We start from the raw sequence: 13,269 nt of genomic DNA, 5'->3' as shown, positions 1-13,269 counted from the left end.
AGGGGGTGGGACGCGCGCCAGGCGAAGGCCCGGCGGGCCCTTCGCCCTGCGCCGCAGGCGCGGCAGCCGCCGCCGTGCTGGCAGCGGCTGGCGTTTCTCCCGGCGTGGACACGCCGGGAGTGCTCGCCCCGCGGCTCGCTGCAGTTCCCTCGCCCATCCCCTCCTGCGGGATGGATGCATTCAGCTCAGCCAGCACGGTTTGCAGCTTCGCTACCAATGCGCTACTGGAGTCCTTCGCCGCCGTAAGGTTGCCCTGAGTGCCCAGAATCTCAGCGGAAACCCGGTCCTGTAAAGCCGCGGCTTGTGAAGCAGGCGCTTGCCCCGCCAAAACAGCACTTCCCGTTGTAGGGGGACCTCCAACTGCAGGGCCCTCTGAACCTCCGTTTCCGGAAATCTGCACCAAGGAAGCAGCCTGGCCTTTCGCCAGCAGACTGCCTTCGCTTCCCTTTAATCCGGCAGCTGCCGGATTGCTGCCCAAACCCATCTCCCCCCCAGATGCACGCACCAGGTTTCCAATTTGCTCCTCAAGCGAAGCCAGAAGAACATGCAACGGCGGTCCAAACACGGCCTGATGCAATCCAGCTACTGATTCAGCGGTGATCGGCAGTCCGCGGCTAAAAGCGATGCCGGCTGATTGAATCCACTCCGAAAGCGGTACGCCTGCCGGTTTTTGCCCGGATACCTGCAGCAGCAAGGATACGTTATCCTTAGTTAAGGGCATCCCACTTTTCTGCATCAACTGCAGTAACTCACGGTTGGAAGCCGTATTATCCATGCCCAGCGCTTCTAGCGCTTTAGCTAAAGTGGCTGTCGACATCGTCGCCACCTGAGAATCCATCGGCTTTAACACCACTAGCCCGTCCACCGTTTTAGGCTGGACTTGCAGCAGCGTCGTTTCACCCGGGCGGAGGGGAGTTTCCAGTGCCGCATGAAGTTTAACGCCTTGGACCTGAATGACAGCCTCCTGTCCATCATCTGAAACGGACATAACGGTACCACGAACGACCTGCCCCGTCTTCAATTCCAAAGCCTTTGGCTCACCTGGCCTAGAATCTCCCATCATGCTGCGAAGCAGCGGCCCAATATTCATAAGCTCCCTCCTTTCCCCGATTTAATATGGAAAACCCGCCTACAGCAAGGGCGGGTGCTTAAAACAGCGTTTGTTCTTCGACAAACAAATGGCTCATAAAGCTTTTTCGGTGCATCGGTGTAGGGCCTAGCGCCAAAATTTGTTCACGATGCAGTTTTGTTGCGTATCCTTTATGTACCGCAATTCCGTACTCGGGATAACGTGCATCCCATTCGCCCTGACAAAGTCGATCTCTGGTCACCTTGGCGATAATGGACGCAGCCGCGATCGACTGACTCGTGGCATCACCTTTAATCACAGATAGCTGAGGTATATCTATAGCGACCTTCTCCGCATCAATCAGCAAAAAATCCGGATGCACGGAAAGCTTCTCAACTGCCTGTTTCATAGCCAGTCGTGTAGCTTGCTTAATATTGATTCGATCGATCGTTGAGGCATCCGCATACCCAACTCCAACGGCAATAGCCTGATCTATAATTACATCGTATAGCTGTTCACGTTTTTTGGGACTTAACTTTTTCGAGTCATTTACCCCTTCAAGGACAAGATTTTGAGGCAAAATCACAGCAGCAGCCACTACGTCGCCAAATAAACAGCCCCGTCCAACCTCATCGATCCCTGCGATATTCCGATAAGATGGCCAATACTCATTCTCGTATTTCAACAAATCTTCCATAGTGCCTCCTTGTTCTACTGAACCTGTTCCGATGTTAACTGTTCTAAGCTGATAAATCAAGGCATTTACCAGTAAAACCCGGGAATGGGGAGTTCTTCTACCGATGCACTATATCAGATAAGCGCTGTCTTTCATGATGAAATGCCTCTAAACCTATTATCGGTTCACCTCTTTGATTTCTTCAGTAATCATCCCAAAAAACAAAATAGCCCCCGGCCTATGCCGACGGCTATTTATCAATAAGGTGCTTCTAAGGAGTATCTTCCCAGCTTGCCCGCTCGCAATTCACGAAGCAGAATGCTGGACGCTTTTTCCAAATCAACTCGTCCCCCACTGACCAAACATCCACGTTTTCGTCCAACCGCTTCCATCACAGCGACGATTTCATCGGGGTTCTCATCATCTTGAGGAGGTTCCTTCAAGTCAAATCTTTCCTTAAAGGGTTCCCAGTAATACCGAACCAAGTATTTGACGGCAAAAAATGCGATATCCTCCACATTCAATATTTCCTCACGGATCGCTCCCGTTACCGCCAGTTTGTAACCGACATTCTGATCCTCGAACTTAGGCCATAAAATACCTGGCGTATCAAGCAACTCCATATCGGTGCCTACCTTGATCCATTGCTGCCCTTTTGTAACCCCCGGGCGATCTCCCGTCGCCGCAATGTTCCGCCCGGCCAACCGGTTGATAAGCGTCGATTTGCCGACGTTCGGAATTCCGACAATGAGTGCCCGAACCGCCCTAGGGTTCATTCCTTTAGCGATTTGCTTTTCGATTTTATCGCGAAGCAGCTCTTTGGCCAGAATGGGAATTTCCTTAAGCCCGACCCCACTGGACGCATCAGCCTCAACAGCCATGTGTCCTTCTTGCTTAAAATAGGCGATCCACTGTTTTGTAACCGCAGGGTCCGCCAAATCGGCCTTATTCATCACGATAAGCCGTGGCTTTCCTTGCAGGATTTCATCAATCATCGGGTTCCGGCTAGACAAAGGCAATCGGGCGTCAATCAGCTCGATGACTACGTCGATCAGGCTCAGCTTTTCCTGAATCTGCCGGCGAGCCTTGGTCATATGACCGGGAAACCATTGAATTGTCATTGCTATTCTTCACCTCAAGCTTCCGTAAGCTCGCCTCTCGGTCTTCTCTAATGCTTAATAAACTGCATATCTTTTAGCGGCCAGAACACGAGGTCCGCCCGACCTACGATATCTTTAAACGGCACGTAGCCGATACGCCGACTGTCCGTACTGTTCGAGCGATTGTCCCCTAGTACAAAGACATACCCTTCAGGTACGGTTCCGTCTGGAACGAACTCGTTCGGGAAATCAGCTTCGTTATTATAAAGTTCATTATTATTATGCTTCTCATCGATCGCCTTTTTAATGTAGGTTTCATCAATGACTTTTCCATTTACGGTTACCGTATCCCCTTCTACCTTAACGGTATCACCAGGTACACCGATGACGCGTTTGATGAAGTCACGCCCTTCCGATGGTACGTGGAATACGACGACTTCCCCATGCTTTGGCTGGCGGATGTCATAGATGATTTTGTTTACAATGATGCGTTCTCCCGTATGGAAGTTAGGCTGCATCGACGGACCGTCGACAATGAACGGAGCAAAGAAGAGCCAACGAATCAGGAGAACCAATACAACGGCAATAGCAATGGCCTTCAGCCACTCTAAAGCCTCATTTTTTTCTTTCTTTGTGGTTGACGGTTCTTCAACCGTTTCCGTATGGTCCGGATGGTCCGGATGCACTTGTTTCTCCATGGATCGAGACCTCTCTTTGGCATTTGATGTATAGCGATATTATTACTTTTAAAAATAGCAAAGGGGCTTGATTGGATACAAGCCCCCCTTGATCGTTAATCCAATTAACGACGCACTTCTTTAATTCTCGCTGCTTTACCGCGAAGTTCACGAAGATAGTACAACTTCGCACGACGCACTTTACCACGGCGAGCCACTTCGATTTTATCGAGTTTTGGGGAATGAAGCGGGAAAGTTCTTTCCACACCTACACCGTTAGAAATTTTACGAACGGTAAAAGTTTCGCTGATTCCGCCTCCACGGCGCTTAATAACAACACCTTCGAACAATTGGACACGTTCACGAGATCCTTCAATAACCTTTACGAACACTTTCAAAGTGTCACCAGGGCGAAAGCTCGGAATATCCTTGCGAAGTTGTTCTTGCGTAATCGCTTGTACGATATTCATCTATGACTCCCTCCTTCCACTCAGGTGTTCATGCCTCCTCCGGAGAATCCTCATGTTCTCCTTCATCATCCGCAGCGGACCACCGAATTCACAACAAACTAAATATTATCATATATCTATGGGCATAGCAAGGAAAATATGCGATATTAGGTACGTAAGGAAGGTGAATAAATATGGATACAAGCAGTAATGAAATCTGGATGAACGCCAGTAACTATGATGATTGGGAAACATCAAGACCTCTGTTGTTTCGGGATGACATGAGAGAAATGTTTTTCAAATGGTTTAGAGTTACTTCTTCCGATCAGGTACTTGATTGTGGTTGCGGTACCGGGGTTTTGACTCGCTTTATTGCAAAAGGACTTTATAACGGTTTCATCACTGGTTTCGACCTTAGCCGCCATTTTGTCGACTATGGTAATGTCAAAATTAAAGAAGAAGGTCTGGATGACAAGGCTCGCATATTACGGGAGGACGGATATAACTTATCTTTTGATGATAACTCTTTTGATGTCATTGTAAACCATGCGTATCTTGGTGTTCTTTCCGATAACGTAGCTGGCCTCAAAGAAATGATTCGAGTATGTAAACATGGTGGTCATGTCTCAGCTTCTGTATCGGCAAGAAGCTTTCCAAAAATAAACTGGGATGGGGATTGTCCGTTTCCTTATAGAGATCAATTGAATGAATTATTAGAAAAGCAAGAACGAATATATCAGAAAATTACGACCTTTTCAGTGCTTAAACAAGATTCTTCCTGGAACGTAATGCGCTTTCCTAAAATGTTTTCCATGTGTGGACTTAAGAATATTACCTTCCACCCCTACGCATCTGGTTTCTCCTATAGTGATAGCTATTGGCCAGATGATTTCAAGAAATACTTAATTAAGACTGGCGTAGGGCGAGAAATTGAAATACTGGAGCAAGAAAGAGAAAATCCTCTATATGCTGAGAATCATTTCACGAACGAAGAGTTTAACGAGTTGATTCATCTCTATAATTTGAAGCAAGATCACCTTATTGAGAACATCAACAATCATGAGAATTGGGATTGGAATGCAAGTATGCATTACATTGTAACTGGAACCAAACCTTAAGCAGTACATATTTTGTAAAAAAACACCGCCCGTCTCTATCATGAACGGGCGGTCATAACATTTATTCATGTCAGATCAGAGCGATAGCCAGTAGTGTAAAAAGGCTTAAGGTCAAAATTTCTTCTCTCCCGCCGTAGCTATACGGGTAAGGAGAAGGGTAAAATGCCGAAGTCGTTACTCTTTTCCCGGCTCCTTTTTTCAAGTACACATTTTGCTGATCCACATTAACGATAGTACCTTCGTGCACTCCGCCATCTTTCGTAAGAATGCGGACATTCCGATTCATGCAGTGCAAACAATTATAATATGCCTCCACCATGTCTTAAGTTCCCCTTCCTTTAGTAAGAGCTACTGCATCTTATGAGAACGGGGAACAGACGGTGTAGGCCCTAGTTGACGAAATAGTATATTTATTCACCTAATTCTTTACGTTGTAGTTGATAAGGGAAACTCAATAATTGCCTCTCCCCCGCCTGTATTAGTGAAGTTTCTAATCTCCAATGTCCCACCATGTCGTCCTGCAATGCTGCTGGCAATCGATAAGCCGAGCCCGTAATGTTGGCCCGAACGGCTAGCATCCCCTATATAAAACGGTTCCTTCGCCTTCACTAACTGCTCAGCTGTAAACCCAGGGCCCTGATCGGCTACGCTAAATCGAAGCTTTCCGTTTACCGATTCCACTGAAAAACGGATGGTTCCACCTGCAGGAGAGTAATCTACAGCGTTGGCAAGCAGATTGATGATCGCTCGCTGAAGAAGCTCCGAATCTGCGGTAAAGTGATGTGGCGAATCTTTTTTCACAAATTCCATACGCAGCTGTTTCGGAGCGGCCAGCGCTTCCGTCTGCCGTTCAATTTCTATAAGGAACTCCTCCATATTAACAGCTTGCATTTGGGCCGTTCCCGCATCTTCCGATCTTGAGGCGTCAATTAATAGCTGCACATAACGTTCAATTTGAGCCGTACTTTTTAGGATGTAGCCGGTATACTCCTTTGCTTCGTCTAAAGGATTCAGTTCGGCAATCAGCTCTGCGTTTCCGCGGATCACAGTTAGCGGCGTTTTAATGTCGTGGGCCAAAGCTGAAGTTTGCTCTTTTCCCGCTTGTTCGATACGCCATTGTCGCTCCAACGAATCCTTCAGTTCATATCTCATCCGGTCAAATGAATGAAGCACGGAGTCAATCTCCTGAATGCCGCTGTATGTGACGGAAAAGTCCAGCTTTCCGTTTTGAATTTGTTCCGCCGATTTCTGCAGATGCTTGAGGTTACGGCTAATTTTTCGCCCAAACCAGCTGGAAATCATTATAATGGCTGCAAGCAGTGTCAAGATGAAAATCAGCAAGCTAATCCATTCAAGCGGAGGCAAGTGCTTGCGCAGAAATACCGAAGGATACTGCATCGCAATAGGATACACAACGATACAAAACTCCCCTTGTCTAGCAATGACTTTATAGTACTCTGCACCAAGACTTAGCCCGAGAAACCCTCCGGAATACCATTTTCCATTTAGAACAGCTTCCATGATCTCCTGACCCTTGCTTTGCTTTATACTGCCATATAAAAAATCCCGGGTTGTGCGATCATAGACGGCATAATCAATTCCTTCCGGAAATAGCTCCCGAGTCACCTTCTGGGACCCCGAGATTTGCTCCGTATGCCGATTGATCCACTGTTCCATATAATCCGCCTTTAGCATAAGGCCTGAGTTGACAAGAATCCCCAATAACACCAATGTAATAACCACGAGTCCGACGGTAGCAGCCACAAGCCATAGCAAATATTGGATAAATACTGTTTTTAGGCTATGGGGTCCATATCTCATTCCCATTTATATCCGATCCCCCAAACCGTAATGATGGCGTTCAGCTCAAAAGCCGCCAGCTTTGCCCTAATATTTTTAACGTGTTCTGCGATTGTTGAGGCGTCACTTTCCCCCTCGTAACCGTATACAGCCTCATAGATTTGTTCCTTGGAAAATACTTGTCCCCGGTTTTTTGCGAGAAATTCGCATATGCGATATTCGCTTTTCGTAAGCGGAATTTTATGGTCTCCTACCAGAACCTCCTTGGCTGAAAGATCAAATTTGAACCCGGATGAAAACAAGAGATTATGCTTTTCACGACTCTCCCGTCTTAAGTGAGCATTTACACGAGCACGCAGCTCCCCCAGCCCGAACGGCTTTGTTATGTAATCATCCGCACCAAGATCAAGACCATACATGATATCTTTCTCCATCGTCTTAGCGGATAGAAATAGGATGGGACAGTTCGCCCAATCCCGAATTTTTGAACAGAGCGTAAAGCCGTCAATTCCCGGCATCATTACATCTAGCAATATCAAATCATAGCCAACCAGGTGCTCAAAATCCACTTGCTGCGGGTTTTGAACTACCGTGACCTGGTGTCCGTCCTTTTTTAAGGCGTTGTTAATGAGCGTCAAAATATCCTGTTCATCGTCGACTGCCAAAATATTAGCCACATGTTAGCCTCATTTCTTAGTTCCGATTCAAGGAATATCATACCATATCTTATATTTTCGCTCTTTAAATACAGAAGAAAAGAAGCAGCATAAATGCTCCTTCTATGACGAAATCGGCTATAGTTGAACATTATTCATATTTCGTTTTGTGTTCTTGTTTCCAACTATTAACATGGGACTAAAAAAAGCAAAGGGATCTAAACCACGGGGGTTCAAATCCCATTGCTGTATTTTTACTTGGCAAGTTAGGTGAATATAGTTGCCATTGTTTCCATCTCATTATACTTATTATCTTTGAGTGAATGCAGATATATTTCGTGGTAAATCCTCTATTCCCTTAAACTCTCCTACAACAATTGATACTATCTTTTCCTTTATTTGAGGGGCAACTTTTGTAATACACATCTGCCAGGCTCCGCCAATGCTTTTACAATTATCTTCAATTAGTACATTGGGCTGTATTCTTTCTATAATATCTTTATATTCTTCTCCTTTACTGCGATAATAAAGCTCAGTACCATCAAACCCGTATTTTTTTAACAAGCTAGCAATATCCTCAGCCTGTTTTCCTTTTCGTGATGTGCAATAAATAATATTAGCTCCTTGCCTTTTCCATTCTTTTATTATTTCAACGCAATTTCCAATCGGCAGATAACTCTTATGATTATATAGGCTAAACCATGATTTTGGCTTTAACAATGTACCTTCTACAAAAATCATAATCGTTATATCCATATGTAATGCTTTTTCCAGTTGAATACATTCCATAGCATTTCTCCGTACTTGAGATTATATAATAACCTGAATGTAGTTTTTCATAAAGATCTATAAAACAAAGGAACTTAAACCACGAGGGTTCAAGTCCTTATGCTTCATTTTTGAACGATCGGAGTAGCGGGATTCGAACCCACGGCCTCACCCACCCCAAGGGTGCGCGCTACCTGACTGCGCCATACCCCGATAGGAATAGGATAAAATGGCGATATAGTCATTATAAGCGATGGACTCTTTGGCCTGCAAGCGCTCCCTTACATTTTTTCCCTCAAATGTTCTTTAGTTCATTCACTTAAATGCTGCTTTACCCAGTGCTTGAAAACCTGCATCTGCTCGTCAGTGTGAAAGTAGTGCTCGCCATGCTTTAAAACATGCAAATCACAATTGAAGCGCTGGGTGAAGGTGGAAACCACCTCATATTCACATAAATTATCTTCTGAACCGTACAGGATAGCGGTTGGAGCACTCCAAGCCTGAATAGGGTGCTCTTTTACATAGCAGTAATAATCCCAATAAAGTGTTTGTCCTGCAGGGGTTGGAATTTCCTGTTCCGTACGAAGTCGGTCCTCGCTTATTTTAAACCAAGTCATCATATTTTGGATGATCCGTTCCATATCGAGCACAGGAGAAAGAAATAAGCTCTGTTTGAGCTGCTCATTGGCATAAGCTAGCAGGCTGAAATAAGCTCCCATGCTGCAGGCGAAAACACTAATTTGAGATGATAAAGTGTGAGCATAACGCATCACGATCTTCAGGTCTCGTACACAGTTTTGAACTTTGCATAGCTCGGGATTACCTTTTCTGTCGCCATGCTCGGGTAAATCAAAGCTAAGAACTTGATACCCCGCTGCAACGGCCTCTTCGGCAAATAAATTAATCCCTTCATCCGCTTTATTTGACATATTCCCATGTACCGCTACGAATAATCGATCGGAAGGTTCTCCCCACAAGATGGCCGGTATGCATTCAATAGTTAATTCTTGTCGCTGTACCACTAAATTTTCCCTCTTATTCTTTCCGATTATAGACAAAAAGCTATGTACCCGGATATGAGACTATTTATCCTCTGTATCCCTGCCCTCTTCCGCCTGCAGCTGCTCCAGCCACTTCTTATCCTTCTCGGACAGCTCAAGCCCTTGCAGAAGATCAGGACGACGCAGCCAAGTACGGCGTAGCGCCTCCTTGCGCCGCCAATCTGCTACATTGGCATGATGGCCGCTAAGCAAAATATCCGGCACCTTCCAGCCACGAAATTCAACCGGACGTGTATAATGAGGATACTCCAGCAGCCCTGTGCTGAACGAATCCGTAACCGCGCTAGTTTCATTGCCCAGCACGCCTGGTAACAACCGTGTAACGCTGTCGATCACGACCATTGCCGGGAGTTCTCCCCCGGTCAGCACGTAATCGCCAATGGAGATTTCATCGGTGACGAGATGTTCGCGTATACGTTCATCGTACCCTTCATAATGACCGCAAATAAACACAAGGTGCTCCTCGCGAGCCAGCTCTTCCGCCTTTTGCTGGGTAAACGTCTCTCCTTGCGGACACATTAAAATGACGCGAGGGCGGGGTGACTCATAAGCCGTCTCACCTTCATCCGGTGTACTCCCCTCACCCTCGACCTCCAATCGGCCCAGCAAATCCTCCACAGCCCGAAAAATCGGCTCCGGCTTCAGTACCATGCCGCCTCCGCCGCCATAAGGCGTATCGTCAACACTACCGTGCTTATTTCCCGCATATTCACGGAAATTTATGGCATTCAGCGAAATGATCCCTTTTTCCTGCGCTTTGCCGAGAATACTGCTGCCGAACACCCCGGCAAACATCTCGGGAAACAAGGTCAGCACATCGACACGCATGCTACAACAGCCCTTCCATGAGATGAACTTTAACCAGCTTGACCGTTACATCAACATCCAGGACGACATCATCGATAACAGGAAGCAGCAGCTCCTTGCCCTTTGGAAGCTTGACCACCCAGACATCGTTAGCTCCGGGGCGTAAAATAGAATCGATCACGCCAAGCTCCTCGCCTTCATCGCTGACAACACGGCAGCCAATAATTTCATGGAAGTAGTACTCATTTTCCGGCAGCTCTACTGTATCCTCTTTTGGTACCTTTAGCTCATAGCCTTTAAATTTCTCTACCTCATTAATATTTGAAAACTCATTAAACTTCACGATGTACATTTGCTTATAAGGGCGGGAGGATTCCACCGTAACCGGCAAATCCTCCCCAGTTTCAGGGTTTATGATAAGCAACTGGTTTTTTGGTGCAAAACGAACATCAGGAAAATCCGTCTGCAGCCAAATTTTGAGTTCCCCCCGGATCCCGTGCGTGTTTACTATTTTTCCAACTGTCAACAACGATTCCGACATAACAACCTCCTAGTCCTTACGCAGCCTGAGCTTCCAAGCCGCATTCACCATCAAAACTAACACTATAGTTACAATCATAGCCATTGCAATAAGTCATGAGCCATACTGCATCAGAGCAATACTGCTGACCAACACTTCAAACTTACATTTTCCACTTTATGGTTATTTCCGAGCTTCAAAATTGCATTTAATACAACAATTTAGCAGCTTCAAGGCACTTTACTAGGGAAATATTGCAAATACTACAACTTTTCAGCTTCTTATAGCTAGTTTCTGCTCAAATTGTTGTAGAGAGTACAACTTTTTGACATATCCAGCTCCAAAGAGGACCGAATTGTTGCAGGAATTGCAACATTTTTAAAAATCCAGCCGACAAACCGATTCAGCTTTGCCATTTTTATACCATCAAAACTGTCTACCAGCCAGGTTGTAAAGCTTACCTGCTCCAAACCGCTTCCTTCTGCTTCAGCATGTACGAAAAAGGGCTAGGACAAACATCCTAACCCCCTTTCGTATATTTTTAAGACATGATGTCCACGGTAACCCGCTTATCCATCTTTACGGCTGCCGATGTTACAACCGTGCGGAGTGCCTTGGCGATTCTCCCCTGCTTGCCAATCACTTTCCCTACATCATCAGGATGTACGGACAGCTCATACACAATCAGGTGTTCCTTCTCCACTACCTCCACATGAACATCGTCCGGATGATCAACAAGAGCCTTCGCAATAACGCAGACTAATTGTTCCATTTAAGACCCTCCGAATCAGCAATTATTTTTGCTGTCTAAGCTCATGAAATTTCTTCATTACGCCTGCTTTACTGAGCAGATTACGAACGGTATCAGATGCTTGTGCACCGTCTTGGAGCCATTTCAATGCTTTCTCTTCATCGATGTTAACTACAGCTGGTTCAGCAACCGGATTGTAGTAACCAATTTCCTCGATAAAACGTCCGTCACGCGGGGAACGGGAATTCGATACCACGATACGGTAGAAAGGAGCTTTATGAGCACCAATGCGTTTCAAACGAATACGAACTGCCACGAAATTCACCTCCTTCAAAGAATGAACTAATATATCATGTAATCAAAAGCCGAATATGGCTAGTGGGATTACTTTCCGCCAAAAGCAGCCAATAACTCATAGTCACTTATTAACGGAAAGGAAACCTCATACCTTTACCAGCCTTGCCAAGCTGCTTCATCATTTTGTTGCCTTTACCCTTCGGCCCCATCATATCGGAGAACTGCTTCATCATCCGGCGCATTTCATCGAATTGTTTGATCAATCGATTTACATCGGCAAGTGTTGTGCCGCTCCCAGTAGCGATCCGCTTACGCCGGCTATGATTGATCATATCCGGATTCTGCTTCTCCTGTTTGGTCATGGAGTGAACGATCGCTTCGACCCGGCCCATTTGCTTCTCATCGACCTTAATGTCTTTCATCTGCTTCACTTTGCCCATGCCGGGAATCATATCCATCAGCTGATCAAGTGGACCCAACTTCTTGACCTGCTCCATTTGCTCCAGAAAATCATCGAACGTAAATTCCGCATTCCGCATCTTACGTTCCATTTCCTTCGCTTTCTCGGTGTCGATGTTGGCCTGCGCCTTCTCGATCAGCGACAGCATGTCGCCCATGCCGAGAATCCGCGAAGCCATCCGTTCAGGATGGAACGGTTCGAGTGCATCGATCTTCTCACCTAGCGCAGCGAACTTGATCGGGCAGCCAGTCACAGCTTTAACGGACAACGCCGCACCGCCGCGTGTATCGCCATCAAGCTTTGTAAGAACGACACCGGTCAGCGTCAGCTGTTCATTGAAGCTTTCCGCCACATTAACCGCATCTTGACCAGTCATAGCATCCACTACAAGAAGTACTTCATCAGGTTTGGTTACCTCATGGATTTGCTTGAGTTCTTCCATCAACTCCTCGTCAATGTGAAGACGTCCAGCCGTATCGATCAAGAGATAGTCATTCCCGTTATCCTTAGCATGCTGCAGTGCTTGTCGTGCAATTTCAACAGGACTGTTACCCTCTGGCAGCGTAAACACGGGAACTTTGATCTGTTCACCAAGCACCTGCAGCTGCTTGATTGCCGCCGGGCGGTAAATATCCCCTGCCACAAGCAGTGGACGATGATTGCCCTTAAGCAGCAGCTTGGCCAGTTTAGCCGACGTCGTCGTTTTACCGGCCCCTTGCAGACCAGCCATCATTACAACGGTTGGCGGGCGATTGCTCTTAGCCAGCTTCGCTTGGCTGCCGCCCATCAGCTCAGTCAGCTCTTTGTTCACGATGTCGATAATGACCATGCCCGGCGTAAAGCTCTCCATGACCTCTTTACCGACGGACTTCTCTTTGACTTTGGCGATGAACTCCTTAACCACTTTAAAGTTGACATCGGCTTCCAGAAGAGCTAGCCGCACTTCGCGCATTGCTTCGTTGACATCGTCCTCTGATACCTTGCCTTTGCCGCGAAGCTTGCTGAACACGTTCTGCAGCCTGCTTGTCAATCCTTCAAATGCCATTCAACAGTCACCTCC

Annotated in this window: 15 protein-coding genes, 1 tRNA gene and 1 pseudogene; 1 reads left to right on the top strand and 16 read right to left on the bottom strand. The window is 46.4% G+C overall.

Features of this window, described 5'->3' with window-relative positions:
- From ACFQ3W_RS17625 to rplS, 5 genes and pseudogenes are all read right to left on the bottom strand, one after another.
- Positions 1-1,090: pseudogene (locus ACFQ3W_RS17625) on the bottom strand (flagellar hook-length control protein FliK); the annotation flags it as partial.
- 58 nt (positions 1,091-1,148) lie between these two features.
- The gene (locus ACFQ3W_RS17620; protein WP_379320549.1) at positions 1,149-1,766 is read right to left on the bottom strand and encodes a ribonuclease HII; all 618 of its coding nucleotides are present in this window, start codon (positions 1,764-1,766) and stop codon (positions 1,149-1,151) included.
- Between the two features lie 236 nt (positions 1,767-2,002).
- Positions 2,003-2,866 carry a ribosome biogenesis GTPase YlqF gene (ylqF, locus tag ACFQ3W_RS17615; protein WP_379320548.1) on the bottom strand — a complete coding sequence of 288 codons (864 nt, stop codon included), beginning with the start codon at positions 2,864-2,866 and terminating at the stop codon, positions 2,003-2,005.
- 47 nt (positions 2,867-2,913) lie between these two features.
- A complete protein-coding gene (lepB, locus tag ACFQ3W_RS17610; protein WP_379320547.1) occupies positions 2,914-3,543 on the bottom strand; it encodes a signal peptidase I in 630 nt (209 codons plus the stop codon).
- Between the two features lie 104 nt (positions 3,544-3,647).
- The gene (gene rplS / locus ACFQ3W_RS17605; protein ID WP_155607337.1) at positions 3,648-3,992 is read right to left on the bottom strand and encodes a 50S ribosomal protein L19; all 345 of its coding nucleotides are present in this window, start codon (positions 3,990-3,992) and stop codon (positions 3,648-3,650) included.
- Positions 3,993-4,165: 173 nt separating this feature from the next.
- On the opposite strand from rplS, the gene ACFQ3W_RS17600 reads away from it, so the two are divergent.
- Positions 4,166-5,089, top strand: coding sequence for a class I SAM-dependent methyltransferase (locus tag ACFQ3W_RS17600; RefSeq protein ID WP_379320546.1), 924 nt, complete (start codon positions 4,166-4,168; stop codon positions 5,087-5,089).
- A gap of 70 nt (positions 5,090-5,159) precedes the next feature.
- Here the strand turns inward: ACFQ3W_RS17600 and ACFQ3W_RS17595 are convergent, their stop codons facing one another.
- The 11 genes from ACFQ3W_RS17595 to ffh all read right to left on the bottom strand — a co-directional run bounded on the left by ACFQ3W_RS17595 (position 5,160) and on the right by ffh (position 13,254).
- The gene (locus ACFQ3W_RS17595) at positions 5,160-5,405 is read right to left on the bottom strand and encodes an LSm family protein (RefSeq protein ID WP_379320559.1); all 246 of its coding nucleotides are present in this window, start codon (positions 5,403-5,405) and stop codon (positions 5,160-5,162) included.
- Positions 5,406-5,515: 110 nt separating this feature from the next.
- On the bottom strand, positions 5,516-6,916 hold the full coding sequence (locus ACFQ3W_RS17590; protein WP_379320545.1) for a HAMP domain-containing sensor histidine kinase: 1,401 nt from the start codon (positions 6,914-6,916) through the stop codon (positions 5,516-5,518).
- Complete coding sequence (locus ACFQ3W_RS17585; RefSeq protein WP_379320544.1) at positions 6,907-7,566, bottom strand: response regulator transcription factor; 660 nt, start codon at positions 7,564-7,566, stop codon at positions 6,907-6,909. The genes ACFQ3W_RS17590 and ACFQ3W_RS17585 overlap by 10 nt, the downstream gene beginning before the upstream one ends.
- Before the next feature lie 288 nt (positions 7,567-7,854).
- On the bottom strand, positions 7,855-8,334 hold the full coding sequence (locus tag ACFQ3W_RS17580) for a hypothetical protein (RefSeq protein ID WP_379320543.1): 480 nt from the start codon (positions 8,332-8,334) through the stop codon (positions 7,855-7,857).
- Positions 8,335-8,452: 118 nt separating this feature from the next.
- Positions 8,453-8,526, bottom strand: a tRNA-Pro gene (locus tag ACFQ3W_RS17575).
- Between the two features lie 98 nt (positions 8,527-8,624).
- Positions 8,625-9,371 carry an alpha/beta hydrolase gene (locus tag ACFQ3W_RS17570; protein WP_379320542.1) on the bottom strand — a complete coding sequence of 249 codons (747 nt, stop codon included), beginning with the start codon at positions 9,369-9,371 and terminating at the stop codon, positions 8,625-8,627.
- A 24-nt stretch (positions 9,372-9,395) separates the two neighbouring features.
- Positions 9,396-10,202, bottom strand: coding sequence for a tRNA (guanosine(37)-N1)-methyltransferase TrmD (gene trmD / locus ACFQ3W_RS17565; protein WP_379320541.1), 807 nt, complete (start codon positions 10,200-10,202; stop codon positions 9,396-9,398).
- A gap of 1 nt (position 10,203) precedes the next feature.
- Entirely contained in the window at positions 10,204-10,722 is a 519-nt protein-coding gene (gene rimM / locus ACFQ3W_RS17560; RefSeq protein WP_379320540.1) for a ribosome maturation factor RimM, read from the bottom strand.
- Between the two features lie 520 nt (positions 10,723-11,242).
- Entirely contained in the window at positions 11,243-11,473 is a 231-nt protein-coding gene (locus ACFQ3W_RS17555; protein ID WP_379320539.1) for a KH domain-containing protein, read from the bottom strand.
- Positions 11,474-11,495: 22 nt separating this feature from the next.
- The gene (gene rpsP / locus ACFQ3W_RS17550) at positions 11,496-11,768 is read right to left on the bottom strand and encodes a 30S ribosomal protein S16 (RefSeq protein ID WP_009222977.1); all 273 of its coding nucleotides are present in this window, start codon (positions 11,766-11,768) and stop codon (positions 11,496-11,498) included.
- Between the two features lie 109 nt (positions 11,769-11,877).
- Positions 11,878-13,254, bottom strand: a complete 1,377-nt coding sequence (gene ffh / locus ACFQ3W_RS17545) for a signal recognition particle protein (RefSeq protein WP_379320538.1) — start codon at positions 13,252-13,254, stop codon at positions 11,878-11,880.
- Between the last annotated feature and the right edge of the window lie 15 nt (positions 13,255-13,269).

Origin of the sequence: Paenibacillus puldeungensis (genome assembly GCF_042678945.1) — a bacterium.
Lineage (GTDB): Bacteria > Bacillota > Bacilli > Paenibacillales > Paenibacillaceae > Fontibacillus > Fontibacillus puldeungensis.
Note: the sequence above shows the minus strand (reverse complement) of the source record. Positions and strands in the feature narration are given on the sequence as shown.